The following is a 25220-nucleotide window of genomic DNA, read 5'->3' as shown; positions in this document are numbered from 1 at the left end:
CGGCCCTTTTTTCGTTGCGGCGATCCTTCGGCAGGGCGCTCCTTCTTGCACCGTTCCGCCGAGCGGTGTATTTCGTGCTGAACAACTGTTCAAAACGATAAACTGGAGAGCGTGCCGCCATGGCCATCCGATTCGAGGACATCAAGGAACACATCGGTTCGCGTGTCGTATGGGACGACCGAGCGGACATCTTCACGCCGGAAGCGGCTGAGGCGATCCGGGCCAAAGTGGAAGAGCGTACCGTCGTGGTCTTCCCCGAACTGAACCTCACCGATGTCGAGCAACTTGCCATTACCGACGCGATGGGCGGGACCGTGAAGTTGACCGCGCGCAACAACGTCCAGCAGAACGACGAAAACGTCTATCAGGTCACGCTGGATGAGAAGATCAATCCTCAGCCGGAATATGTGCTGGGGACGTTCTTCTGGCACATGGACGGGATCACCGTGGACATGCCGCCGCCTTTCGCCACGCTGCTGTCGTGCCGCATCGCGCCCGCCATCGGCGGGGAAACCGAGTTCGCCAGCACTTATGCCGCATACGAGGGCCTGCCCGAGGAAGAGAAGCAGGCGCTCGAAGGGCTCAAGGCCGTGCACTCCGTGCGCGCCAGTCTGTCGCCGATCGCCGATGCCATTCCGGAAAAGCATCGTGAGCGCGTGCTCGGCATCGGGCTCGTCAAGGAGCATCCGCTGGTCTGGACACACGGTTCCGGCCGAAAGTCGATGGTGATAGGGACTACTGCCGATCATATCGTCGGCATGGAGGTTCCGGCGGGCCGGGCGATGCTGATCCGCCTGCAGGAATGGGCGGCGCAGCCGGCGTTTTCCCTGCGCCACAAGTGGACCAAGGGCGATTTCGTGATCTGGGACAATACCGGGGCGATGCACCGGGCCATTCCCTATGACAAATCGACCGGCCGCATGATGCACCGTACATCGATCGCCGGCACTGAGACCGTGGCCGCCTGATCCGGGTCAGGCGTTCAGGAACGCCGTCCCGAATACCCGCTTTGCCAGGGCAGGCGGGTCACGGGCGGCGTCAGGGCTCCAGGTTGGCCGCCGTATAGCACTCGACCAGATAGGCCAGCGGCCGTCCATCGGGCAGCAGCAGCATCGCCTGATGGGTGGAAATGGTCTCGGGCGGGCAGTTCGCGGCCGTACCGGCTACTGTCGAGAGCGGCTTGCGGCGGAATTGAAGGGCGGCCACCGCCTTGCCGAAGGGGATATCGGTGGACCCCAGCGCCGCGTTCATGGCCGGCGTCAGGCGCTCCGGGACATACCAGTTCCATGCCACTGACAGGACCTTGGCGCCGCAGTTCAACCGAACATTGCGCAGGCTGACGGTGTCGCCATGTCCGATCGCCAACACCGTGCGAATGTCGTCCGGTGCCGGCTGATCCGCTCCCTGGACGAGGTGCGCCGTGATCCTCGCAGGATCGCCCAATCCTCGTGCGGCACACCATTCCTCCAGCGCCAGCGTGGCGCTGTCATGGCGGCTCAGCACAGCCTCGAATGCGTCCAGCGTGGGCGCGGCAGTCAGGGAAGGGGCAGGAGTGGCCATCAGCGCAAACGCGGCGGCAAGCTCAAATGCCACCTGGCACCGCGGCTCGGCCCATCGCTTCGAGGCCCTCGACCAGCGCGCGTGAACAGGCGGCGAGATCGTCGGCGCTGACGGAGCGGATCACGAAGTTGGCGCCGGTCTTGCCTTCCGCCCAGAAAGGGTAGGAGCCGATCTGGCAGCTCTCATGTGTCTTCTCGGTCTGCCGGAGCAATTCGGCGACTTCGCTTTCGCCCACCCAGCAGCCGATGGTCTCGGACAGCAGCGGCGCTCCGCCTTCGAGCTGCCCGGACAGGGCGTCAAGCATTCCGGCCGTTATGCTCGGGACGCCTGCCATGATGAAGACGTTTTCGTAACGGATGCCCGGGGCGCCGGTGTAGCGGTTAGGGATCAGGCTGGCGCCTTCCGGCGTGCGTGCCATGCGCAGCCGTGCCTCGGTCAGTCCGCCGCGAGTCTCGTAGTAGCCTTCCAGGATTGCGCGCGCTTCGGGGTGTACGCTTGCCGGTACACCCAGGGCCTCGGCGATCGCGTCCACCGTGATATCGTCGTGCGTGGGACCGATTCCGCCGGTTGTGAAAAGGTAATCGTTGCGGGCGCGAAGGACGTTCACCGCTTCGACGATCGCGGCAGTGTCGTCCGCGACGACGCGCACTTCCTTCAGGCGGATACCTTGCACCTGAAGCCAGGTTGCGACTTGCGCGATGTTCTTGTCGTGCGTGCGACCCGAAAGAATCTCGTCACCGATGACGACGAGGGCGGCTGTGTAGATTCGCGAGGATTCGGCCATGGCGCATGGCTAGGACAAAGCTGCGCGCGCCGCCAGTCGTGCATTTGCTTCTCTTTCGCACGCGCGGGACCGGGGCAAAAAGAAAGGGCCGATCCGAAGACCAGCCCTGAAAAGTTTTGGGAGAGGATGCCTGAAAGGCCCGATCCTTATGATCCCGGACACGTTTTGCTGCAAATGCGAAAAACTTTCCTGCTGTTGCGTGACATGCAACCAATCGCTCAGGCGCTGGAAAACCGGCATTCCCATCGGCTTCAGGACTTGCCGGAATTGCACATGAAGAAGGGCAAAGTGAACGATGCCGAGGCGCTCGTTCCTTGCGGCTGATGCACGAGGCATGATCGAATCTGGATAAGGGTTGCCTGTCCTCAGGCCTCTCGCGTTCTCGCACGCACTTCTTGGTCGGAGAGCGATACCGATCGCCAGGCAAGGAAAGCGGGCAAAAAAATGGGCCGGTCCGAAGACCAGCCCTTTGAAAGTTTTTGGGAGAGGATGCCTGAAAGGCCTGCTCCATATGCTCCCGACACCGATTCGCCGCAAATGCGAAAAGATTGGGCAATGTTGCAAGGCGTGCAACTCAGGCGTCTGCCACCGATGTCGTCAGCCGGTAGTGATCGCTCCATAAAGATCGTGCTCGTCGGCATCCTCGATGAGAACATCAACGATATCACCGACTTGCATGTCCTTCCCGGCATTGCGGAGGAAGACGTTGCCGTCGATCTCGGGGGCGTCGGCCTGAGAGCGGCCGGTTGCGCCGATGTCGCCATCCTCGTCCGCTTCGCCCACTTCGTCGATGATGACGGGCAGGATGCGGCCGACTTTACCCTGGAGCTTGGCCGCGCTGATCGCGGCGGTCTTCTCCATGATCCGGGCGTAGCGTTCTTCCTTGACCTCTTCCGGCACGGCGTTCGGCAAGTTGTTGGCGCTGGCGCCTTCGACCGGCTCGAAGCGGAACGCGCCGACACGGTCGAGCTGCGCTTCGTCGAGCCAGTCGAGCAGGTACTGGAAGTCCGCCTCGGTCTCACCGGGGAAGCCGACCACGAAGCTGGAGCGGATGGCGATATCCGGGCAGATTTCGCGCCACTTGCGCAGGCGATCAAGCACCTTGGCTTCGTTGGCCGGGCGCTTCATCGACTTGAGCACCGAGGGTGCCGCATGCTGGAACGGAATGTCGAGGTAGGGGGTGAGCAGCCCTTCCGCCATGAGCGGGATCACCGCGTCGACGTGCGGGTAAGGGTAGACGTAGTGCAGGCGCACCCAAGGCTTGCGGCCTTGCGAATCGCTCAACTGGCCAAGCTCGCGGGCGAGATCGGTCATGTGGGTGCGGACCTCGTGGTCCTTCCATGTGCGCGTTTCATGGCGCACGTCGACACCATAGGCCGAAGTGTCCTGGCTGATGACCAGCAGTTCGCGCGTGCCCGCCTGCACGAGCTTTTCCGCCTCGCGCAGCACCGCGTCGATGCGGCGGCTCGCCAGCTTGCCGCGCAGGCTGGGGATGATGCAGAAAGAGCAGGCGTGGTTGCAGCCTTCCGAGATCTTCAGATAGCTGTAGTGGCGCGGCGTCAGCTTCACGCCCGCTTCGTCGTAGATCTGCGGGATCAGATCGACATAGGGCGAAATCTCGGGCGGGGCGGCGTCGTGCACGGCCTCGACCACGGCTTCGTACTGGTGCGCGCCGGTTACGGCGAGCACGTCCGGGAAGCGCGCGCGGATGACGTCGGCCTCGTTGCCCATGCAGCCGGTGACGATCACGCGGCCGTTTTCGGCAATGGCTTCACCGATCGCAGCCAGGCTCTCTTCCTTTGCGGAATCGAGGAAACCGCAAGTGTTGACGAGCACGACATCGGCGCCGGCATAGTCCGGGCTCATCGTGTAGCCGTCGGCGCGCAACCGGGTGAGAATGCGTTCGGAGTCGACAAGCGCCTTGGGGCAGCCGAGGCTGACCATGCCGACCTTGGGCGGAGAGGGGATTTCAATAGCCATAGGAATGGCCGGCCCGATACGCTTATTACGGCCAAGAGTCACGAAAAACGAATCATGCCAGCACTGCGGCCCCGCCGATGCGCTTCACGATCTCACCGCGGCCTTGCGCCACGGCAATGAGCCTGCGCAAGGAAGGTCCTGTTGGAAAAAGGAATGTGGCAATGGGTCCGGTAAACTGGTTGGCCGTGGTTCTCGCAGCAGTGCTCGCCGTGGTAGTGGGCTTCGTCTGGAACGGACCGCCGTTTCAGAATGACCGCCGACTGGCGCCGGGAAAATCGGAACGCGCGGGGAACTACGGAATCGTCTGCTTCGTGTTTCTCGTCAGTTCGATCATGCTCGGGCACAACTTCGCGCGGATCGGCGCGGAAACGCTTGCGGCAAAGCCCTGGCTCTATTTCATGCAGACCGGCGGCGTCGCCATTGCTTTCGTCTTGCCCGCGATCTGGCTGACGCATGTTCGCTACCGTGCCGAGCCGATTCGCCGTGTGATGGACTGCCTGTTCTGGCTGGTTGCCTATCTGGCGATGGGGCTGGTGTTCTGGGCGCTAGGTTGACGGCTCGTCGTCGCTGCTCTTCGTCGGCGTGATCTCGACCACGATATCACCCGGTTGCAGGGACTGCGCCTCGTCTTCCCAGAAGCCGATCGTGCGGTTTCCGCGATAGATCCTGAGGCCCTTGCCGCCGGTCGCAAGCTGGTCGAGCGAACGGCCCACTTCCGACGGTTCAACCGGTCTTTCGACAAGCTGGACGCGGCCTGCCACCGAAGCGAGGTCGGAGAAATAGTCCGCCACATGCTGCCCATCGGCCGAGCCGGCCAGCAGGAGGCCGGTGAAGCGAACCGGATTGATGACGTTGTTCGCCCCGGCCTGCCGGGCGAGCAGTTCGTTGTCGTCGGCGCGGATGACAACCGTGATCGGCACCTTGGGGGCAAGGTGCCGGGCGGTAAGGACGATGAGCACCGAGGTATCGTCTCGTCCGGCTGAGACCAGCACGGTTCTTGCCGTGGTCACGCGCACCGCGTTCTGGATCTCGTCGCGCGTGGCGTCTCCCTGGAGGACGTTGCAGCCCATCCTTTCGGCTTGCGCAAGCCGGGCCTGTACCGGATCGACGACAACGATGCAGGCCGGTTCGGTTCCCCGTTCGACGAGTTCCTTCACTGCTTCCGAGCCGCTGACGCCGAAGCCGAGCACGACGATGTGGTCTTCCAGCCGTTCCTGGATGCGCTTCATGCGCCATGTCTCCCAGCTGCGCTTGATGATGAAATTGTAGGCGGTGCCGACGAAAATGGTGATGACGGCGAGCCGGATCGGCGTGACCAGTACGGCCTCGATCAGGCGGGCACGATCACTGACGGGGGCGATGTCTCCAAAGCCTGTCGTCGTGATCGAGATCATCGTGAAGTAGACGACATCAAGGAAGCTGACCTGCCCGTCATGGACATCGTGGAGGCCCGCCCGGTCGCTCCAGTGGACCATGATGACGACGAAGATCAGGAAAAATGCGCCGCCCAGCCGCAGGGCCACGTCGGCCCACACCGGAACCGCCAGCGAGCGGCGCAGCGGCTTGAAAACGGGCGCCTTTGGCGGATTGGAGGCAGAGCGTCTCTTCGACATGCCCGGCGAGCTTACGGAGCCTTGGGCAGCTCGTCCAGCGGGTCAACCGGCTTGCCGTCCTGCCGGACTTCGAAGTGCAGTTCGTTGCCCTTGGCAAGGCCGGTGCTGCCGACCAGGCCGACGCGCTCGCCAATGGCGACTTTCGCGCCTTCCTTCACCGTGACCCGGCTGAGGAAGGCATAGGCGGTGAACCAGCCCTGGCCATGATCGATCACGACGAGGTTGCCGAACTGCTCCTTCTCCATTCCGGCGAACCGGACGGTGCCGGCGGCGGCGGCGCGGACCATCGTGCCTTCAGGCGCCTTGATGTCGAGCCCGTCGTGATGGTCGGCGCCGGTCGCGAAACCGCGGCGCACGGGGCCGTTCACCGGCCAGGCGAAACGCGCTGTCCCGGTGGACGGCGCTGCCTTCGGCGGGGGCGGCGCTGTGACCGCGGTGACGGGGGCGGCGCTGGTCGCGGGCGGATCGAGCAGGGTGGGGATCAACAGCGACTGCCCCGCCTTTACCGGAGCCGTTGGATCGAGGCCGTTGGCGAGGGCGATCTGCTCCCATGGCACGGCATATTTGTAGGAGATCGAGAAGCCGGTATCGCCTGCCTTTACCGCATGACGGCGGGTGCGCGGGATTTGCAGCTTCTGGCCCAGGCGCACATTGTAGGGCGGCTGCAGGCCGTTGGCCTCGGCGATCAGGATGCGCGGTACTTGGGCGGCGAGTGCGATGCTGCCGAGCGTCTCTCCGGGCTGGACGACGTGGACGCTCTCCTGCTCGGGCGGCCCGGCAGCGGCGATGGCGGCTCTTGCAGTCGAATTTGCGGCGGCTGCGGCCTTCTTTGCCGGCGCTGCCGGGTTCGCCGCGCTTTTGGCGGGCACCGGAGCGGCCTTGGTCGCAGCTACCTTGGCGCGAGGGATCGTCAGCTTCTGGCCGAGCTTCACGACGTAAGGAGCCTTGAGGCTGTTTGCGCTGGCCAGCGCCTCGGCGGAAACGCCCGCACGGTTGGCGATGCCGTTCAGCGTCTCGCCCGCCACGACGACGTGCACGGCCTCGCTTTCTTGCCTAGGGGGCGCGGCGAAGGCGGGCGCGATCGGCAGCGCGAGCGCCGCCAGCAGGAGAAGGGACTTCCGCATCATGCTTCGAAGCGGCTCGCGATCTCGGCCAGCGATGCGTCGTGCGTGAGGTCGAGTTGGAGCGGCGTTACCGAGATATAACCCTCGGAGATCGCTTCGAGGTCGGTGTTGTGGCCGGCCGTATGCTCGATGCCGTGAAGGCCGAACCAGAAGTAGGGGAACCCGCGAGGGTCCACGCCTTCGACCACCGAACCGCGTGCATAATCGTGAAAGCCCTGGCGGACCACGCGGATGCCCTTGACCTCGGCCCCGGCGACGGGCGGAAAGTTGACGTTGACCAGCGTTCGCGGCGCGAATGGCGCATCGAGCAGGGGCTTCAGTACCTTTGCGCCCCATTCCTCGGCAGCGGAGAAGCTGACGTTGTTGCCGTGCCCTTCGCCCGCATAGACCTGGCTCAGCGCGATCGAGCGGATGCCTGCGAGCGCGCCCTCCATCGCGGCCGAGACGGTGCCCGAATAGGTCACGTCATCGCCGAGGTTGGCCCCGCGGTTGACGCCGGAGAGGATCAGGTCGGGCGGTCCGGGCATGGCCTTCTTGATGCCCATGGTCACCGAATCGGTAGGCGTGCCGGTGACAGAGAAGCGCTTGGGCGCGTGTTCGCGCATGCGCACCGGACGACCGAGCGTCAGCGAATGGCCGGCCCCCGACTGTTCCTCGCTCGGCGCGCAGATCCAGATATCGTCCGAAAGCTGCGCGGCGATCTTTTCAAGAACGTAGAGGCCGGGGGCGTTGATGCCGTCGTCGTTGGTGAGCAGAATGCGCATGGTGTCTTTCTCGCAATGTGGCGCGGGCTTGGTGGTCCAAGCGAGGCGCCGGTCCATTCATCCTTCGACAAGCTCGGGATGAGCGGAGGGGAGGCTCGGCCTGCGTGAAATGGGAGGATGCCCCACTCAAATCCGCTCAGGCCGAGCTTGTCGAAGCCCCTTAGAAGCGGGGCTCCAGCTTTTCGATCCCGCCCATCCAGGGCTTGAGCGCCTCAGGCACCAGTACCGAGCCGTCCTCCTGCTGGTAATTCTCCAGCACGGCAACCAGCGTGCGGCCCACCGCGAGGCCCGAGCCGTTGAGCGTGTGCAGGAACTCGGTCTTCTTGGAGCCTTCCGGCTTGAAACGTGCGTTCATGCGGCGGGCCTGATAGTCGCCGCAGTTCGAGATCGAGCTGATCTCGCGGTAGGCCGCCTGGCCGGGCAGCCAGACTTCGAGGTCGAAGGTCTTCTTCGCGGTGGCGCCCATGTCGCCCGAGCAGAGCAGCACCTTGCGATAAGGCAGTTCCAGCGCCTGCAAGATCGATTCGGCGGCGGCGACCATGCGCTCGTGCTCGGCTTCCGACTGGTCGGGCTGGCAAACGGTGACGAGTTCGACCTTCTCGAACTGGTGCTGGCGGATGAACCCGCGTGTGTCGCGGCCCGCAGCGCCCGCTTCCGACCGGAAGCAGGGGGTGAGCGCGGTCATGCGCAGGGGCAGGGCGGCAGTATCGACGATTTCGTCCTGCACGGCATTGGTCAGCGAAACTTCGGCGGTGGGGATCAGCCAGCGGCCATCGGTGGTCTTGAACAGATCTTCCGCGAACTTGGGAAGCTGGCCGGTGCCGAACACGGCCTCGTCCTTGACCAGCAGCGGCACGATGCATTCCATGTAACCGTTGGTGCCGGTCTGGGTGTCGAGCATGAACTGCGCGAGCGCGCGGTGGAGGCGGGCCATCTGGCCCTTCAGGAACGTGAAGCGGGCGCCGGAAATCTTCGCGCCTGTCTCGAAGTCGAGACCGAGCGCCGGACCGAGATCGGCGTGTTCCTTCGGCTCGAACGCGAACGTGCCGGGCGTGCCCCACTTGGCGACTTCAAGGTTCTCGGTCTCGTCCGCGCCGTCCGGCACGTCGGCTACCGGGATGTTCGGCAGGGCGGCGAGCGCATTGTGCAGCTGCGCCGAAAGGTCTTTCTCCTCGGCTTCGAGCGCGGGGAGGGTGTCCTTGAGCTGGGCGACTTCGGCCTTCAGAGCTTCGGCCGTGGTGCTGTCGCCCTGGCCCATGGCCTTGCCGATCGCCTTCGAGGCCTCGTTGCGGCGATTCTGCCCTTCCTGCATGCGCGTGGCGACGGAGCGGCGCTGCTCGTCGAGGGCGAGGATTTCGGCGGCCACGGGGGCTACCCCACGGCGGGCGAGGCCGGCGTCGAATCCTTCGGGATTCTCGCGGATCAGGCGGATATCGTGCATGGCGCGCGCTATGCCGCCTCATGCCCGCACAAGCAAGATTTGTGCGGCCCGTTTCGACCGGAGTTGCATCGTGTTTTTGGGGAAATGTCCGCCTTTTTCAGCCATCCCGGATATAAGGGATGGTGGGCGCGGCAGGGATTGAACCTGCGACCCCACCCGTGTGAAGGGTGTGCTCTACCACTGAGCTACGCGCCCGCTGCTGGACTGTGTCCGTTGCGGAAGCGCGCCTCTAGATGAGTCGGATCGAATTGACAAGCGCCCATCTCCATTTAAATCGCGAGACATGACCGAAGAGACAAAAACCGGCGCCGACGTGCCGCCCGACCACCTTGCGATCAACCCGAAGAGCCCGTTCTTCGACGAGGAAAAGCTGCAGCGCGGCGTGGGCATCCGTTTCAAGGGAACGGTTCGCAACAATGTCGAGGAATATTGCATTTCCGAAGGCTGGGTGCGCGTTCAGGCCGGCAAGACGCTGGATCGCAAGGGTAATCCCCTGACGGTCAAGCTCGCAGGGCCTGTCGAAGCCTGGTATGAGGATCTCGGCGAAGACGCGCCTGTCGCCAAGGCCTGATGACGCATGATCGGCTGTCCGAAACGGGCGGCCGGTTCGCGGACCTGTCAGTAGTTTCCGGCGATGATGTCGCCGATAGGGTCGCTTCGGCGGCCCTTTTTCCTGGCTTTCACCCGTTCCCGGGGGGCTGCGGCCGCATCGGCTGTCTGGAACGCTCCGTCCTGCACCGTGCCGGGACGGGCGTTGTAGATGAAGCCTGTTACCGGCCAGTGCGTGTTGCCGAGATTGTGGATCGGCGCATACCAGACCCGCACTTCGCTCCAGTCATTCAAGGGAGATACGTCGAGAACGGTAACGTTCTTTTCGATCCGCCCCCGCTGCCCCTCGATGGGCGACCAGTTGGCATGGCTCACCAGGATCGTGCGCGAATCGACGACCTTGCTGACCGTGGCGACATGGCCGAGCTGCGAGCCTGCGTAAGGTTCCATCGCCATGACCGCGCCGATGCGCGGTGCGCGGCCGGTGGCGTAGCGACCCTTTGCCTGCTTCCACCAGGTATGGGCGTCGCCGTATATCTGGATGCCGGAAAGCTGGCGTGCATAAGGCACGCATTCGAGGTAATCCGGGCCTTTGGCGGCGGCGGAGCGGTCGTCGTCCATGCCGGCCAGGGCGTCGTCGATCGCGGAGCGGGCGCTGGCCGGAGAGGAGGCCGCGGCAGCCAGGCTCAACATGATTGCTATCGGATAAACCTTCATGTTTTCCAGATTTGCCCGATACGGTTAGGGGATTCCTTCGGCACATGGTTAACGCCGAAGTAAGAATTTGTTCCCGGGCTTCCCTGTTGCGCTGCGAAAATGCAGACGTTTCCATCTGCGCCGAATTCCCCTAGGGGCCGGAATCCTTTATCGAGTTATCAACATGCTTCCTCAGGTGATCATCATCGGCCGACCCAACGTCGGCAAGTCCACGCTGTTCAATCGGCTCGTCGGCAAGAAGCTCGCGCTCGTCGACGATCAGCCGGGCGTGACGCGCGACCGTCGTTTCGGCGACGCCGAGTTGCTCGGCCTGAAATTCCAGATCGTCGACACGGCGGGCTGGGAAGACGACGAGGCCGAAACCTTGCCCGGCCGTATGCGCAAGCAGACCGAAGCGGCGCTGGAAACCGCCGATGTCGCGCTTTTCGTGGTCGATGCGCGCGCCGGCCTGACGCCGCTCGACGAGGAGATCGGCCAGTGGCTGCGCGCCTCGCCGGTGCCGGTGGTCCTGCTGGCCAACAAGGCCGAAGGGCGCGCGGGTGAGAGCGGCGTCCTCGAGGCCTATTCGCTTGGCCTTGGCGAGCCGATCACGTTTTCGGCCGAACATGGCGTGGGCATGGCCGACCTGTTCGAATCGCTCCTGCCGCATCTCGATCCGCTTCAGCCCGAAGAGCCGGAATTCGAGGAGGAAGTTGACGAGGAGGCGCTGCTGCGCCGTCCGCTCAAGCTTGCCATCGTCGGCCGTCCAAACGCGGGCAAGTCCACCCTGATCAACCGGATTCTGGGTGAGGACCGGCTGCTTACCGGACCGGAAGCGGGCATCACCCGCGATTCGATCACGGTGGATTGGGAATGGACCGATCCCAAGACGCAGGAAGTCCGCCAAGTCAGCCTGATCGACACCGCCGGCATGCGCAAGCGCGCCAATGTCACCGAGAAGCTGGAGCGCATGGCCGTGGCCGACGCGCGCCATGCGATCGACTTTGCAGAAGTCGTCGTGCTGCTGCTCGATGCCACGCGCGGGCTGGAGCACCAGGATCTCACCATCGCCTCGAAGGTGCTCGAAGAAGGCCGTGCGCTGATCATCGCGATCAACAAGTGGGACGTTGCGGAAGGCGCCTCTGCGCTGTTCAACGGCATTCGCGGCGCGCTTGACGATGGCCTTGCCCAGGTGCGCGGCGTGCCGCTGCTGGCGGTTTCGGCGCGGACCGGAAAGGGGCTGGACGAACTCATCGCCGCCGGATTCTCGATTCGCGAGGCATGGAGCAAGCGTGTGCCCACAGCGGCGCTCAATCGCTGGTTCGACGATGCGCTGTCGGCCAATCCGCCGCCGGCGCCGGGCGGCAAGCGCATCAAGCTGCGCTATATCACGCAGGCCAAGACCCGCCCGCCGGGCTTCGTGCTGTTCGGCACCCGGCTCGACCTGCTGCCGGAAAGCTACCGCCGTTACCTGATCAACGGCATCCGCCGGGAACTCGGGTTCGACGCGGTGCCGATCCGGCTCAATTTGCGGATGCCCAAGAACCCGTTCGCCAAGTAACGAAAAAGGCCGCCGGAGATCGTCTCCGGCGGCCTGTTTCGTATCAGGAGGGGTGCGCTGCCACTTCGGCTTCGGAGCTGGGGGATTCGGCCTGTCTTTCCTCGACTTCCACTTCCTCGATGTCGATCGCGTCGGGTTCCAGCAGGCCGTCGCTGTTCTTGATCTCGCGCATGAGGTTCCACACCGCGATGAACAGGGCCGCGATCACCGGGCCGACGATGAAGCCGTTGAGCCCGAAGATCTGCAGGCCCGCCAGCGTTGCGATGAGCACCACGAAATCGGGCATCCGGGTATCGCGGCCGACCAGGATCGGGCGCAGGATGTTGTCGATCATGCCGATGATGAACATGCCGCAGAAGGCCAGGACCGCGCCTTGCCAGACCTGCCCCGTCGCGAAGAGGTAGCCGGCCATGGGCACCCAGACGAGGCCGGTGCCGACGGCTGGCAGCAGCGAGAAGAAGCCCATCATTACGCCCCAGAGCAGCGATCCCTCGATGCCCAGCAGCGAGAAGATCGTACCGCCCACCACGCCCTGCGCCACCGCGACAACCACGGTGCCCTTCATCGTTGCGCGCACGACGACGATGAAGTTGCTCACCAGCCGGTCCCGCAGATGCGGGCGCAGCGGCATGGCATCGCGGATCAGGGCGCCGTACCGGTCGCCGTCGCGCAGGAGGAAGAAGGTGAGGTAGAGCATCACGCCCAGCGCCGCGAGGAAGCTGAGCGCGCCTTGGCCCACCGAAAGCAGCCTTGCGGCGAGCCCTTGCAACCCGTTGGCGATGCCCGCGCCGAACTGGCGGCGAAGGTTCTCGAAATCGGTGAGCCCGTAGCGGTCGATCATCCGTTCCAGCGAATCGGGCAGGGCCGCGCGGAACTGTTCGAGCATGTGTGGGACATTGATCTGCCCGTCCCGGACCTTTTCGTAGATCGTCGAGACTTCCTGCACGAGGCTGGCGCCCAGCAGCAGGGTGGGAATGATGAAGATTGCCAGCAGCATCAGCAGCATGAGGCCTGCCGCCAGATTCTTGCGGCCGCCGAGGTGGGTGGCGAGCCTGGCGGTCAGGGGCTGAAAGAGGATCGCGGCGACCACGCCCCAGAGCACGGCTCCGAAATAGGGCAGCAATAGCCAGGCGAATGCCGCGGTGACGAGAATGACGAGGACGCCGAAACCGTAGTCCTCGATGGTGTAAGGTGGCCGTTCAGGTTGCTCCATGACCCTGTCTTAGCACGATTTCGGGAGAGGCAATCCCGGTAGGCATCCTGACTGGATTTTTCATCGGCTCTGCGCGACAGAGTGTCATCCTACAATTCGAGCGGGGAGCTCTCCATCTTGCCCAGATCTCTGGCCTATCGCGCCTTGCCCTTCCGGCTGGCTGTACTCGCGCTTTCCTGCGCGGCTGTTCCGCTTTCGCCCGCGCTGGCGGCGGAGGACACCGCGGCCAAGGGGCCCGAGCGCGGGTTCACTCCCGACGATCTCTTCAAGCTGTCCGGCGTTACCGATCCGCAGATTTCCCCGGATGGCAGCCGCATAGCCTACGTTCGCGCCGCGGCCGACGTGATGACGGACAAGGTCGTTCCTTCGATCTGGCTGGTCGATGCGGCAACAGGGGTGCAGCGGCCTCTCGTCACGGGTGCGGGCGCGCACTTTTCGCCGCGCTGGTCGCCGGATGGCAAGCGGCTCGCCTTCGTTTCCAGCGACGGAACCGGCGCGCCGCAGCTTTACGTGCTCTGGCTGGACAGCGGCGCGAAAGTGAAGGTGACGGGACTTCCTGACAGCCCCGGCGGTCTTTCCTGGTCGCCCGATGGCCGCCAGATCGCCTATACCATGCGGGTGCCGGGCGAGGGTGCCAAGATGGGTTCGCAGCCGGCGAATCGGCCGGAGGGTGCGCAATGGGCTGAACCGCTCCAGGTGATCGACCGCGTGACTTACCGTTTCGACGGCGGCGGTTATGCGCAGCCCGGCTATGACCACCTGTTCCTCGTCTCCGCCGAGGGCGGCGCACCGCGCCAGCTCACTTTCGGCGATTTCGACGATGGCGGGCCGCTGTCGTGGACCCCGGACGGAAAGCGTATCCTGTTCAGCGCCAATCGCCACGAGAACTGGCAGCGCGACATCAACAACTCGGAAGTCTACGCGCTCGACCTCGCCAGCGGCGCGGTTACGGCGCTGACCTCGCGCAATGGGCCCGACGCCGGCGCGGTGGTTTCGCCGGATGGCAAACATGTCGCCTATGTGGGCTTCGATGACGTCAACCGTTCCTACGAGAATTCAGACCTCTACGTCATGAATATCGACGGCACCGGTTCGAGGTTGCTGACCAAGAGCTTCGACCACTCGATCGATGCGCTCGATTGGGCGGGCAATTCGGCGATCATGGTTCAGTATGACGATCACGCGAAGACCCATGTCGCGCGGGTGGGGCTGGACGGTTCGATCAAGAACGTCGTCGAGGGGCTGAGCCCGGGTGATCACTTCGACCGTCCCTATACCGGAGGCGCCTTCAGCGTGTCCGGCAACGGGCGCATCGCCTATACCTCGGGCACGGCCCAGCGGCCTGCCGACCTCTGGGTGTCGGGCGGCGGGGCAGGGCGCAAGCTGACCGACCTCAACGGCACATGGATGGATGCGAAGGCATTGGCGCCCGTTCGCAAGCTTGCCGTGACCGCGCCGGACGGCCGTTCCATCGATGCATGGCTGGTGACGCCGCCGGGCCTGGCGCCGGGCAGGAAGGCGCCGCTGATCCTTGAAATCCATGGCGGTCCGAACACGGCTTATGCACCGGGCTTCTCCACGGATTACCAGCTCTACGCGGCGCACGGCTATGCGGTGCTCTATACCAATCCGCGCGGGAGCACGTCCTACGGCGAGGAGTTCGCCAACCTGATAGACCGGGCTTATCCCGGCACCGACTACGACGACCTCATGGCGTCGGTTGACGCCGCGATCGCGGACGGGGTGGCGGATCCTGACAACCTCTTCGTCACCGGGGGATCGGGCGGCGGCGTGTTGACGGCGTGGATCGTCGGCAAGAATGACCGTTTCAAGGCCGCCGTCACGCAGAAGCCTGTGATCAACTGGATCAGCGAAGCCCTGACGATGGATGCCACGCCGTTCACCTCGCGTTACTGGTTCGACAAGAAGCCCTGGGAAGATCCCATGGAATACTGGCGCCGCTCGCCGCTGAGCCTGGTCGGAAACGTCAAGACGCCGACCATGGTCGTGGTGGGATCGGACGACTATCGCACGCCCGTCAGCGAGGCTGAGCAGTATTACGCGGCGCTGCAGATCCGCGGCGTGCCCACCGCGCTGGTCAAGGTGCCGGGGGCGAGCCATGGCGGCATTGCCGCACGGCCCTCGCAATCGGCGGCGAAAGCCTCGGCGATCCTTGCGTGGTTCGACAAGTATCGCACCGACAAGGCCGCTGCTCCTGCTGCTAAGGCCGAGTAGACGAGAGTTCGGCGGCCAGCAGGGCAACCAGCTGCGCCGCCGGCAAGGCGCGGGACAAGGGTGCGCCCTGTCCCGCCCATTGCGCGCCGAACAGGGCCTCTCCTTGGCTCAGGGCAGCGGCGTTGAGCGCCTTTCCGGCATGATAAGTGCGCGGATAAGCCGGAACCGGCGGAAGATTCGCGCGCTGCCCAAGCTCCGTGAAGCGATTGGCGAGGCACCGCGCCGGACGGCCCGAGATCGCCCGGGTCATCACCGTGTGCCATGCGGCATCGGAGGCCAGCAGTGCGCGGTAGCCGTCATCGGCGTTGCTCTCAGGGCAGGCGACGAAAGCGGTTCCGAGCTGCGCGGCCACTGCGCCGAGATCGAGGGCGGCGCGAATGCCGCGGCCGTCCATGATCCCGCCCGCTGCGATCACCGGCAGTTTGCCCCATGAAACGAGCAGGCGTGTCAGCGCGCAGGTGCCGAGCCGGTCGTCCGGCGCATCGGGGGTGAACATGCCGCGATGTCCGCCGGCCTCCCACCCTTGCGCAACGAGCACGTCGATCCCGGCGCTGCGCGATAGTTCGGCCTCGGCCAGACTGGTGACGCTGCCGAGCAGAAGGCATCCTGCCCGCTTCAGCGCATCGATCGTGGCGGCTTCCGGCAGTCCGAAATGGAAGCTGACGACCGCTGGCCTGGCCTCAAGGACCACATCCACCATGGCCGCGTTGCCGGCGAAGCTTTCGTAGATCGTTTCCAGCGCGGTGGGTGGCTGGGCACCGTACAACGCGAAAGTGGGGGCCAGCGCTTCGAGCCAGGCCTGCTCTCCAGCAGGATCGGGCCGAGATGTCTCGTGAACGAAGAGGTTGAGGTTGAAAGGCCGGGCCGTGTGGCTGCGCAACTGGGCAATCTGTTGCCGCGCCGCTTCAGGGCCGATGGCGCCGAGGGCAAGTGAGCCCAATGCACCGGCTTCGCAAACCTGAGCGGCGAGCGCGGGGGTCGAAGTGCCCGCCATCGGTGCCTGTATCAGGGGGATCGAAAGCTGGAGGCGCGCGAGAAAATCCATGCGGTCTTGCGCGCCTCCGGTTTCGGTCAGTCCTCGGCCGGCTTGCTCTGGAGCTGGCAGTAGTTCTGGATGCCCATGCGTTCGATCATGTCGAACTGCTTCTCGAGGAAGTCGACGTGCTCTTCCTCGCTTTCGAGAATGCGGGCGAAAATCTCGCGGCTGACGAAGTCCCGCACGGTTTCGCAGTGTGCGATCGCATCCCGGAGCAGGGGGATGGCATCGTATTCCAGCGCGAGATCGGCCTTGAGCACTTCCTCGACGCTTTCGCCGATGCGCAGCTTGCCGAGCGCCTGGAAGTTGGGGAGGCCATCGAGATAGAGAATGCGATCGGCCAGCACGTCGGCGTGCTTCATCTCGTCGATCGATTCGTGGCGTTCGTATTCGGCCAGCTTCTTGATGCCCCAGTTGTCGAGCATGCGGTAGTGCAGCCAGTACTGGTTGATCGCAGTAAGCTCGTTGAAGAGCGCCTTGTTGAGATAGTCGATGACCTGCTGGTCGCCCTTCATGGGGGGATGCTCCTGAATTTGTTCGGGCGGATTATGGCCCCTCCGAACTGACAAGGCAAGCAGGCGCGCGAAAACACCCGACAGAAGCCGGGTTTGACCGCCTTGTTACAGGGTCAGGCTGCCGCGCTCAGTGGCGCGTTGGCGGTTGCCGATTCCTCGGCGATAATATCTTCGGCTTCGTCCAGGCACTGTCCGCACTGCGGCGCATGTCCGAGAGCCCCGTAAAGCGCCGTGGCATCGCCGCGGCAGCAGCGGGCAACGGTACGCAGGTCGGTCTCACGAATGGCATTGCAGATGCAGACGTACATGGTGCGAATCCTCTTGGGAGACCATCATATGCAAATGCAAATGGATCGCAATAGCGTTCTTCATTTGCCTTTCAAGCCGTTGCGGGGAGGCGATTTTTCAACCGTTTTTGCAGTACGAGAGACCTCCAGAGCAGCTCCAGCGGGCCTCTTTGGAAGCGACTCAGCCACAATTCGCTCCATCCCAGCATGCCCGTGCAGCCCATCGCCACGACGAGCCATTGGCCCAGCGGACCGACCTGTCCGTAAAGCCCCAGTCCCCATCCGTAGAACAGCCAGCACATCAGCAGGCTGGTCCCGATATAGTTGCTGAAGGCGACGCGCCCTGTCGCCATGAGCCGTCTTCCCAGGCCGGTGCGGGTCAGGCGCGGAGCGGCCAGTATCAGCAGGGATGCGTAGCCCAGCGCCGTCAGCAGGTGCGGCACGAACAGTCCTTCGCCCAGCAGCGCGGCCATGGCGATCGGCGGGAAGTGCCGGGACCAGCTCCACCAGAGAACGGCGCTCGTGAGAGCGAGGCCGGTCGCGCCAGCGCCAAGGCCCAGCGCGCATATCCTGCGGCGGGGCCATGTGCCGGAGAAGAAGCCGCCGCGAAGCAGCACGACGCCGATGAGCATGAGCGGCAGCACTTCGCTCCAGGCGTGGGCCGTCATCCGGAACAGCCAGAACGGATCGCCGCGCAGCTTGGTCAGCGCGATATCGGTGAAGTCCGAGTGGTACAGGAGGGCCTGCGCCGCGACATTCTGGCGGTAGAGCTCCAGCCGCGCGAAGACGTCCTGTTGCTGGGAGAGGCTGGCGGTTCCCAGCCTTACTGCTTCTTCTGCGCGAACGAGCGGGAGCGTGGACCAGAAGTCGATGGCCATGGCGGTGAGGGAAATACCTGCGGCAATGCCGAGCAGAACAGGGCCGGAAAGGCGCCGCAGGAACAGGAGGGCAAGGCCGCAGCAGGCGTAGACGAACAGGATGTCGCCCCACCAGAGCAGCAGGTAATGCAGGGTGCCGAATACCATGAGCCATGACAGGCGGCGCACCTGGATCACGTCGCCGTCGCGTCCTGCCGTATCCATGCGTTCGCATTGCAGGGCGATCCCGGCGCCGAACAGCATGGCAAAGAGTGCCCGCATCTTTCCTTCGAAGAACAGGAATCCGAAGCCCCACGCGGCTTCGTTGGCGAAGTTGCTTGGGGAAGGAAAGTCCGGCGATAATGTGCCGATGGCAGGCCCGGCAAAGCCGGACACGTTTATCGCGAGAATGCCGAGAATGGCTACGCCGCGGATCAGGTCGAGCGTGACGATGCGGCCGCCGCCGGGTGCGGGCGGTGTTTCGGGCGCACGGTGGACTGCACGGGCATGTTCGCCCGTGATCGTTTTCGGCATTCCTCATTCTCCCGGCCGGGAGAGTAAGCGATCAACCGTTTCGAGTCGACGGTGAGCCGAAGACTACGAGGTGACGATGCATTCCTTGCCCGAAGCCCTGAGCGCCCCGCAGGCCTTTTCCGCCTGTGCCTTGCTGGAAAAACCGGTGGCATAGAGTTTTGTCAGCTTGCCTGCGGGCACCAGTTGGCGCCGGCTTCCTGCCATTTCCGGGCGGCCTGAAATGGAGGCCCAGAGTTTTTCGGCATTGCCGGACACGCCAAAGGCGCCAAGCTGGAGCCGCCAGGAGCCACCGGCCGCGGCGGCCGGTGAAGTTTGTGGTTTCGGAGCTGGCGCTTTCGGAGCCGGCGCTTTCGGCGGCTGGGCCTTTACGGGCTCGGCCTTGGGCACCGGAGTTGCGGCGGCGATGCGCGATGGCGTGGAGGTGGCGGCCGGGCGGGGTGACGGGGCGAGCGTATAGTCCGCACCGGCATTGGCGGGTCCGTTCACCGCAGCCACCCTGGGAAGCGTGGGCGTGGGCGCAGCGCGCGCCGGGCTGCCAAGTTCGGCGCCCGCCGTCTGCCTGGCGCGATTCGCCTCGGCCTCACTGGAAAGCTGGGCGGCGAGCTGGACGCTTTTCTGGCGATCTTCCAGCGGGATATGCTCATCCATTTGCGCCAGCGCATTGGCGGCCTGGGGCAGTCCGGCTTGCCGGGCAAGGCTGACGAGCGCGTAAGCCCGGACCCAGTCCTTCGTCGCGACATCCCCGTTGAAATGCGCAACGCCGAGAATGTATTCCGCCCGTGCATCGCCCCTCGCGGCGGACGCCTCCAGATAGGGAAGGGCCTTCTGGCGCTCGCCCCGCTGGAACAGCATGAGCCCGTAAGTGTCGGCCGCCTGGATGTGGCCCTTGGCCGCTGCCTTGCCGTAGAGATCCTCTGCCTTGGCCGGATCGAGCGGAACGCCGCGGCCCATCTTGTAGGCCTGCGCCAGGTTGAATTCGGCGTCGGCGTCACCCTTGTCGGCAAGGGGTTTCCACTGCTGGACGGCGGCCTGGTAGTTCCCGGCGGACCAGGCATCGACTCCGGCCTTCACATCGGCCAGCGCCGGTGTGAAGGCGATTCCCGCCAGTGTGCAGCCGCACAGGCCGAGCCGAAGGGAGCGTAGATTTTTCCGCACGTTGCTTTGGCCCCAATTTCGTCGCCGGGTCCCGGTCATGGTAAGCGAAGGTGTTCGCCGTTCCATCCGAAGATCCTGGAAAATGCCCATGTAAGGGCGAAAGTCGCGTTAACCTCGATGGTAAAATAAATGTTGCGGCCGCGTCTGCCCCACCGCGGCCAACGGGGCGGACGCGGCATGGGAGAGGCCGGAACGGTCCCTCGGGATTAACCCTAAATTAGGAACGATCTGCGATCCAGCCTCTTGTGGGTCGCCGATTTTTTCCGGCGGCGTCCTCGGGGGGTAACGGCTTTGCGCGTACTGGCATTGGCATCGCAGAAGGGTGGTTCGGGCAAGACCACGCTTTCCGGTCATCTCGCCGTGCAGGCGCAGCGTGCCGGAGCTGGCCCCGTCGTCCTCATCGATATCGACCCGCAGGGCTCGCTTGCCGACTGGTGGAACGAGCGCGAGGCCGAATATCCCGCTTTCGCCCAGACTACCGTGGCCCGTCTCGCCGGCGATTTGCAGGTGCTGCGCCAGCAGGGCTTCAAGCTCGCCGTGATCGATACGCCGCCGGCGATCACCATGGCGATCCAGAGCGTCATTTCGGTGTCCGAACTGATCGTGGTGCCGACACGCCCCAGCCCGCACGACCTGCGCGCTGTAGGGGCGACCGTCGACTTGTGCGAACGTTCCGGCAAACCGCTGATCTTTGTCGTCAATGCGGCCACGCCCAAGGCCCGCATCACTGCCGAGGCTGCCGTCGCGCTGTCGCAGCACGGGACGGTCGCGCCGGTCACGCTGCACCAGCGGACGGACTTCGCCGCCTCGATGATCGATGGCCGCACGGTCATGGAAGTCGATCCCAACGGGCGCTCGGCACAGGAAGTGACGGCGCTGTGGAACTACGTTTCCGACCGTCTCGAACGCAATTTCCGCCGCACCGTCTTTTCCGCGCCCCAGCTTGCCGGACAGACGGCCACGCCCGGTGCGCCTCGTCCCGTCGGTGGCTTCGGCCGCCGTGTTGCAGGGTCCTGACGATGACCGGAATGAGCGAACACGGCTTTGCCTCGCTGACGCCGGGCCTGCTTGCCCGCAAGGGCCGCGCCCGCCCGGCGATGCGCCGTCAGGACGCGGCGAACTTCGGAATTGGCGGATTTCCGGTCGATACCGCACGTATCGAGGATCTCGGCTGGAACGACTGGGGCCAGAGCGAGGGCGCTCGGAACGATCCGGAGCGGTGCGATCGGGAACTTGCTGGTCTGCCGGAAACGGCGCCGCTGCCCGGTCCGAGCACCGAACTGCCTGCCAGCGCGCCGGTGCCTGACGTGGTCCGCCAGATCGAGGCGATCTCCGAGCGCATGAATCGCGGCGCCCTGCCGACGCGTTCGTCCGGGCTGGAAGGTCGCCGCGCGGCCTTCACGCTGCGGCTTGATGCGGAACGTCACTTCCGGCTCAGGATGGCCGGTGTGCTGCTGAACCGCAGTGCGCAAGTCCTCGTGACCGAGGCGCTCGACAAGTTCCTCTCCGAAATGCCGGAAATCGCGCCGCTGACCGTCACGGTCGGCGGGCGAGGTTGATGCCGGGCCAAAGGGTCGATCCGATGAACCGCCTCAACATTCGTGCCCGCAATGCCGGACTTGCCGTCTGCACCGCGATGGCCGCCGCGCTCCTCGTGAGCTGTGCGGGGCAGATGCCGCTAGCGGCGACCGGAGCGACTGCCATTTCAGGTGACGCCGAGGCCGGTCGGAGCCCCGACAGGGATCTCGCCCGTGCCGAACAGCGCGTGGCCCGCTCCCCGCGCGATGGTTCGGCCCGCGCCGCACTGGCGCAGGCCTATCTTTCCGCGGGTCGGTTCGATTCGGCGGCGACTACGTTCGAGGATGCCGTTGCGCTGGGCGACCAGAGCCCCCGGACGGGGCTCGGCACCGCGCTTGCCTATATTGGCGCAGGGCGTTCCGCCGAAGCGACGGCAGTGCTGGCACGCCTTCACGACCGGATTCCCGCCAGCGACTATGGCCTTGCCATCTCGCTTGCAGGGCAGCCTGCCGAAGGCGTCGCCGTGTTGACCGACGTCGTGCGCGGCGGCGAGAATACACCCAAGGCCCGCCAGAACCTCGCCTATGCCTATGCGCTTGACGGGCGTTGGAGCGAAGCTCGCCTGATCGCTTCGCAGGACGTTCCGGCGGACCAGCTCGATGCGCGCCTCGGCCAGTGGGCCGCCGCCGCGCGGCCCGACCAGTCCCGCGCCCGCATCGCCGGCCTTATCGGCGCACCGCTGCGCAGCGATCCGGGGCAACCGGCCATGCTTGCGCTCGATACGCCTGCGGGCAACGTCCAGATGGCGCGTGTGGAAGCGCCCGAACCGGCGCCTGCCGCGCCGACCGGCGAATTGCCGCCCGTCCAGACCGGCGAGAGCTTCTGGGGCACCAGCCGTGCCGCCGAAGCGGCACCCGCACCGGTAGCCATGCCTGCCGCGCCGGTTCGGATGGCTGCCGCGAATCCCGCTCCGGTCCGCAAGGCAGTGCCTTCTCGCAAGCCGCAGACTGTGAGCTCAACCCAGGCTACGCATCTTGTCCAGCTCGGTTCCTTCCGCACGATGGACGGTGCCCGCCGCGCCTGGGGGATCATCCAGTCCCGCAATCCCGCGCTCAAAGGCCACGGTCTTCGCATTACCGAGGCGAAAGTGAACGGGCAGACCTATTACCGCGTCGCGGCCGAAGGCTTCGACCAGCGCGCCGCCCAGTCGGTATGTTCCAGCGTGCGACAGGGCGGCAATCCCTGTCTCGCCTATGCCCAGCAGCGGCCGCTGCCGGGCGGCGTCGGCACCAACCAGATGCGCCGCGCCGAGCTTTAGAGTTTCCGCGAGGCCCTGGCCTCGCACCTGAGTTCCATGTGAACTAAACGGCTCCTGTCTTCGGACAGGAGCCGTCTTTTTTTGGTTTCAGGGGAATTGGGGGCAGGGGCCTAAGCAGATACTTGGGGCCCGCCTATCCCTTACTTCGCCTTCACGGCAACGCCGCCCTTGAACAGCGCCAGCACGCGGCCCTGCACGGGTTGCTTGTCGAACGGGGTGTTTCCGGCAGCGGCCGCCATCTTGTCCGAATCGACGATCCACGGCCGGTCTGCATCGACGATCGCAATATCCGCTTCGGCCCCGATTTCCAGCTTGCCCGCATTGACGCCGAGGAGCCTTGCCGGATTGGTCGCGATCAGTTCGAAGGCGCGCGAGAGCGAGATCACACCGTCGCGCACGAGATTCATCGTCAGCGGCAGCAGGGTTTCGGCGCCGGCCATGCCGGGGGCGGAATCCGCGAAGGGCAGGCGCTTGTCCTCGGGGCCGCGGGGGTCGTGGCCGGAGGCGATCACGTCGATCGTACCGTCGCCGATCGCGGCGATCACGGCCTTGCGGTCGTCTTCCGAGCGCAGCGGGGGCGAGAGGTGCGCGAAAGTCCGGAAGCCCGCCAGCGCGAGGTCGGAGAGCATGAAGTAGGCGGGCGTGACACCCGCCGTGACCCTGAGCCCGCGATCCTTCGCACGGCGCACGAGGTCGAGGCCCCGGGCGGTCGTGACCTTGCGGAAGTGGATCGCGGCGCCCGCCAGTTCGGCAAGGGCGATATCGCGCGAAATGGCGATGGCTTCGGCTTCGGCAGGCGCGGAGGGCAGGCCGAGGCGGGTTGCCATCTCGCCCGAGGTGGCAACGGCTTTGCCCGTGATCCCGGCATCTTCCGGGTGCGAGAGCACGACCATGCCAAGCATGCCGGTGTACTGGAGCAGACGGAGCATCGTGCCCGAATCGCCGATCCATTGGCGGCCGGTGGTCACGGCCTTCGCACCGGCGTCACGCATCAGGGCGATTTCGGCAAGCGCCTTGCCTTCAAGATTCTGCGTCGCGGCGGCGAGCGGGTGGACCCAGAGGTCCGGCTTGCCCGACTGGGCCGCGAAGCGAACACGCGCCGGCACGTCGAGCGGCGGGTTCTGGTCCGGCATCAGTGCGGCGCGGGTGATCCCGCCGAAATGGAAGGCGGGCTTGTCGATGGCAAAGACGCCGATATCGACGAGGCCGGGAGCGATCAACTTGCCGCGGGCGTCGTGAACTTCGTCGCCGGGTTGCGGGGCCACGTTGGCGCCGAGGGCGGTGATGAAGCCGCCTTCGCTGCGCAGCGCGCCGGCGGTTACGGTGCCATCGGGCAGGATCAGCTTGCCGCCGGTCACGGTCAGGGGCGCGTTGTTGCTCATGCCCAGCCCTCCACACCGCGTGCCCGTCTGGTCAGAACTTCCAGGCAGGCCATGCGCATGGCGACGCCCATTTCCACCTGGGTGGTGATCTGCGAGCGGCCGACGAGGTCGGCGACATTGCTGTCGATCTCGATGCCGCGGTTCATCGGGCCGGGGTGCATGACGAGGGCATTGCCTTCCGCTTTGGCAAGACGATCGAGCGAGAGGCCGTAGAGGTGGCGATATTCGCGGGGCGAGGGGATGAACTGGCCTTCCATGCGTTCGAGCTGGAGGCGCAGCATCATCACCACGTCGGCACCTTTCAGCGCCGCGTCGAAATCGTGGAAGACCTTGACGTTCATTCGCTCGATATCGGCGGGCAGCAGGGCGGGCGGCGCGCAGACGCGCACCTCGGCACCCAGTGAATTGAGCGAGAGGATGTTGGAACGGGCAACGCGGCTGTGCAGGATGTCGCCGCAGATCGTTACGCGCAGGCCGTTGAAGGCGCGCTTGGCCTGGCGGATCGTCAGCGCGTCGAGCAGGGCCTGGGTGGGATGCTCGTGCTGGCCGTCTCCAGCGTTGAGCACGGGGCAATCCATGAGATCCGAGATGAGATGCACCGCGCCCGAGCTGGCGTGGCGGATGACGATGGCATCGGCGCGCATGGAGTTGAGGGTCATCGCCGTGTCGATCAGGGTTTCGCCCTTCTTCACGCTGGACGTGGCGACCGCCATGTTTACGACATCGGCGCCCAGGCGCTTTCCGGCGATCTCGAAGCTCAGCAGCGTACGCGTCGAGTTTTCGAAGAAGGCGTTGATGATCGTCAGGCCGGAAAGCAGGTCACGGCGCTTCTGCGTGCCCCGATTGAGATCGACCCATTGCTGGGCCTCGTCCAGCAGGAACATGATCTCATGCGGGGCGAGCCCGCCGATGCCCACGAGGCTGCGATGCGGGAAGGCTGCGGAGCCTTCCGGGTAAATGAATTCTGGTGCTGTCATCGAAGACAAGGCCTTAGGCTCGGGTGGGGGTGGGCTCAAGGTGTATTTTGGGTCGGCGGCCTATCTCTTGGGTACAAGGGCTTTGCTTGCGGGTTTCGCACGGACGGGAACTTGGGCGGTA

At 65.1% G+C, this 25220-nt stretch carries 25 protein-coding genes and 1 tRNA gene; 9 read left to right on the top strand and 17 right to left on the bottom strand.

What is annotated here, in order from left to right:
• Positions 1-119 precede the first annotated feature (119 nt).
• Positions 120-968 (top strand): TauD/TfdA dioxygenase family protein, encoded by an 849-nt coding sequence (locus ACLIMP_RS14090; RefSeq protein ID WP_324696240.1) that lies wholly within the window; start codon positions 120-122, stop codon positions 966-968.
• Positions 969-1038: 70 nt separating this feature from the next.
• Here ACLIMP_RS14090 and ACLIMP_RS14085 read toward each other — a convergent pair whose 3' ends face one another.
• Entirely contained in the window at positions 1039-1593 is a 555-nt protein-coding gene (locus ACLIMP_RS14085; protein ID WP_443477915.1) for a hypothetical protein, read from the bottom strand.
• Complete coding sequence (locus ACLIMP_RS14080; RefSeq protein ID WP_324696236.1) at positions 1583-2344, bottom strand: competence/damage-inducible protein A; 762 nt, start codon at positions 2342-2344, stop codon at positions 1583-1585. The genes ACLIMP_RS14085 and ACLIMP_RS14080 overlap by 11 nt, the downstream gene beginning before the upstream one ends.
• Positions 2345-2470: 126 nt before the next feature.
• On the opposite strand from ACLIMP_RS14080, the gene ACLIMP_RS14075 reads away from it, so the two are divergent.
• On the top strand, positions 2471-2668 hold the full coding sequence (locus ACLIMP_RS14075; RefSeq protein WP_324696234.1) for a hypothetical protein: 198 nt from the start codon (positions 2471-2473) through the stop codon (positions 2666-2668).
• Positions 2669-2941: 273 nt separating this feature from the next.
• On the opposite strand, the gene rimO is transcribed toward ACLIMP_RS14075, so the two are convergent.
• Positions 2942-4324 (bottom strand): 30S ribosomal protein S12 methylthiotransferase RimO, encoded by a 1383-nt coding sequence (gene rimO / locus ACLIMP_RS14070; protein ID WP_324696232.1) that lies wholly within the window; start codon positions 4322-4324, stop codon positions 2942-2944.
• 161 nt (positions 4325-4485) lie between these two features.
• On the opposite strand from rimO, the gene ACLIMP_RS14065 reads away from it, so the two are divergent.
• Positions 4486-4878 (top strand): DUF1761 domain-containing protein, encoded by a 393-nt coding sequence (locus ACLIMP_RS14065; RefSeq protein WP_054435430.1) that lies wholly within the window; start codon positions 4486-4488, stop codon positions 4876-4878.
• Here the strand turns inward: ACLIMP_RS14065 and ACLIMP_RS14060 are convergent.
• From ACLIMP_RS14060 to ACLIMP_RS14040, 5 genes are all read right to left on the bottom strand, one after another.
• Positions 4870-5937, bottom strand: coding sequence for a potassium channel family protein (locus tag ACLIMP_RS14060; RefSeq protein WP_324696230.1), 1068 nt, complete (start codon positions 5935-5937; stop codon positions 4870-4872). The genes ACLIMP_RS14065 and ACLIMP_RS14060 overlap by 9 nt on opposite strands.
• 11 nt (positions 5938-5948) lie before the next feature.
• Positions 5949-7064 carry a LysM peptidoglycan-binding domain-containing M23 family metallopeptidase gene (locus ACLIMP_RS14055; protein ID WP_324696228.1) on the bottom strand — a complete coding sequence of 372 codons (1116 nt, stop codon included), beginning with the start codon at positions 7062-7064 and terminating at the stop codon, positions 5949-5951.
• Positions 7061-7825, bottom strand: a complete 765-nt coding sequence (gene surE / locus ACLIMP_RS14050) for a 5'/3'-nucleotidase SurE (protein ID WP_054435428.1) — start codon at positions 7823-7825, stop codon at positions 7061-7063. Before surE ends, ACLIMP_RS14055 begins: the two co-directional genes overlap by 4 nt.
• A 160-nt stretch (positions 7826-7985) precedes the next feature.
• Entirely contained in the window at positions 7986-9266 is a 1281-nt protein-coding gene (gene serS, locus ACLIMP_RS14045; protein WP_324696226.1) for a serine--tRNA ligase, read from the bottom strand.
• Positions 9267-9386: 120 nt separating this feature from the next.
• A tRNA-Val gene (locus tag ACLIMP_RS14040) sits at positions 9387-9461 on the bottom strand.
• An 88-nt stretch (positions 9462-9549) separates the two neighbouring features.
• On the opposite strand from ACLIMP_RS14040, the gene ACLIMP_RS14035 reads away from it, so the two are divergent.
• The gene (locus tag ACLIMP_RS14035) at positions 9550-9837 is read left to right on the top strand and encodes a DUF3297 family protein (RefSeq protein ID WP_054435425.1); all 288 of its coding nucleotides are present in this window, start codon (positions 9550-9552) and stop codon (positions 9835-9837) included.
• 47 nt (positions 9838-9884) lie between these two features.
• Here ACLIMP_RS14035 and ACLIMP_RS14030 read toward each other — a convergent pair whose 3' ends face one another.
• Positions 9885-10508: a CHAP domain-containing protein gene (locus ACLIMP_RS14030; protein WP_324696223.1), complete on the bottom strand. Its 624-nt coding sequence runs from the start codon at positions 10506-10508 to the stop codon at positions 9885-9887.
• A 187-nt stretch (positions 10509-10695) separates the two neighbouring features.
• Here ACLIMP_RS14030 and der point away from each other — a divergent pair, with 187 nt between their 5' ends.
• Positions 10696-12072 (top strand): ribosome biogenesis GTPase Der, encoded by a 1377-nt coding sequence (der, locus tag ACLIMP_RS14025; protein WP_185996946.1) that lies wholly within the window; start codon positions 10696-10698, stop codon positions 12070-12072.
• 43 nt (positions 12073-12115) lie between these two features.
• On the opposite strand, the gene ACLIMP_RS14020 is transcribed toward der, so the two are convergent.
• Positions 12116-13285: an AI-2E family transporter gene (locus tag ACLIMP_RS14020; protein ID WP_054435422.1), complete on the bottom strand. Its 1170-nt coding sequence runs from the start codon at positions 13283-13285 to the stop codon at positions 12116-12118.
• Between the two features lie 117 nt (positions 13286-13402).
• Between ACLIMP_RS14020 and ACLIMP_RS14015 the strand changes: the two genes are divergently transcribed.
• Positions 13403-15520 (top strand): prolyl oligopeptidase family serine peptidase, encoded by a 2118-nt coding sequence (locus tag ACLIMP_RS14015; protein ID WP_443477914.1) that lies wholly within the window; start codon positions 13403-13405, stop codon positions 15518-15520.
• On the opposite strand, the gene ACLIMP_RS14010 is transcribed toward ACLIMP_RS14015, so the two are convergent.
• The 5 genes from ACLIMP_RS14010 to ACLIMP_RS13990 all read right to left on the bottom strand — a co-directional run bounded on the left by ACLIMP_RS14010 (position 15507) and on the right by ACLIMP_RS13990 (position 19904).
• The gene (locus ACLIMP_RS14010) at positions 15507-16565 is read right to left on the bottom strand and encodes an NAD(P)H-dependent flavin oxidoreductase (protein WP_324696220.1); all 1059 of its coding nucleotides are present in this window, start codon (positions 16563-16565) and stop codon (positions 15507-15509) included. The genes ACLIMP_RS14015 and ACLIMP_RS14010 overlap by 14 nt on opposite strands.
• A gap of 26 nt (positions 16566-16591) precedes the next feature.
• Positions 16592-17071 (bottom strand): bacterioferritin, encoded by a 480-nt coding sequence (gene bfr, locus ACLIMP_RS14005; protein ID WP_054435419.1) that lies wholly within the window; start codon positions 17069-17071, stop codon positions 16592-16594.
• A 113-nt stretch (positions 17072-17184) separates the two neighbouring features.
• Positions 17185-17379 carry a (2Fe-2S)-binding protein gene (locus tag ACLIMP_RS14000; protein WP_054435417.1) on the bottom strand — a complete coding sequence of 65 codons (195 nt, stop codon included), beginning with the start codon at positions 17377-17379 and terminating at the stop codon, positions 17185-17187.
• Between the two features lie 71 nt (positions 17380-17450).
• Positions 17451-18749 carry a DUF418 domain-containing protein gene (locus ACLIMP_RS13995; RefSeq protein WP_443477913.1) on the bottom strand — a complete coding sequence of 433 codons (1299 nt, stop codon included), beginning with the start codon at positions 18747-18749 and terminating at the stop codon, positions 17451-17453.
• A 63-nt stretch (positions 18750-18812) separates the two neighbouring features.
• Positions 18813-19904 carry an SPOR domain-containing protein gene (locus ACLIMP_RS13990; protein WP_324696214.1) on the bottom strand — a complete coding sequence of 364 codons (1092 nt, stop codon included), beginning with the start codon at positions 19902-19904 and terminating at the stop codon, positions 18813-18815.
• A gap of 291 nt (positions 19905-20195) precedes the next feature.
• Here ACLIMP_RS13990 and ACLIMP_RS13985 point away from each other — a divergent pair, with 291 nt between their 5' ends.
• From ACLIMP_RS13985 to ACLIMP_RS13975, 3 genes are read left to right on the top strand one after another with little or no spacing between them, the layout of a single operon-like run.
• Entirely contained in the window at positions 20196-20921 is a 726-nt protein-coding gene (locus tag ACLIMP_RS13985) for an AAA family ATPase (protein ID WP_132469333.1), read from the top strand.
• A 2-nt stretch (positions 20922-20923) separates the two neighbouring features.
• Positions 20924-21463: a hypothetical protein gene (locus ACLIMP_RS13980; protein WP_243692667.1), complete on the top strand. Its 540-nt coding sequence runs from the start codon at positions 20924-20926 to the stop codon at positions 21461-21463.
• Positions 21464-21486: 23 nt separating this feature from the next.
• On the top strand, positions 21487-22740 hold the full coding sequence (locus ACLIMP_RS13975) for an SPOR domain-containing protein (RefSeq protein WP_324696210.1): 1254 nt from the start codon (positions 21487-21489) through the stop codon (positions 22738-22740).
• A gap of 140 nt (positions 22741-22880) precedes the next feature.
• Here ACLIMP_RS13975 and ACLIMP_RS13970 read toward each other — a convergent pair whose 3' ends face one another.
• Together ACLIMP_RS13970 and ACLIMP_RS13965 are read right to left on the bottom strand one after the other, a co-directional pair.
• Complete coding sequence (locus ACLIMP_RS13970; protein WP_132469332.1) at positions 22881-24122, bottom strand: dihydroorotase; 1242 nt, start codon at positions 24120-24122, stop codon at positions 22881-22883.
• Positions 24119-25099, bottom strand: coding sequence for an aspartate carbamoyltransferase catalytic subunit (locus tag ACLIMP_RS13965; RefSeq protein ID WP_054440661.1), 981 nt, complete (start codon positions 25097-25099; stop codon positions 24119-24121). The genes ACLIMP_RS13970 and ACLIMP_RS13965 overlap by 4 nt, the downstream gene beginning before the upstream one ends.
• Positions 25100-25220: the final 121 nt, after the last annotated feature.

This window comes from Novosphingobium aeonii (assembly GCF_052279045.1).
Lineage (GTDB): Bacteria > Pseudomonadota > Alphaproteobacteria > Sphingomonadales > Sphingomonadaceae > Novosphingobium.
This window is presented reverse-complemented; position numbering and strand designations above follow the sequence as displayed.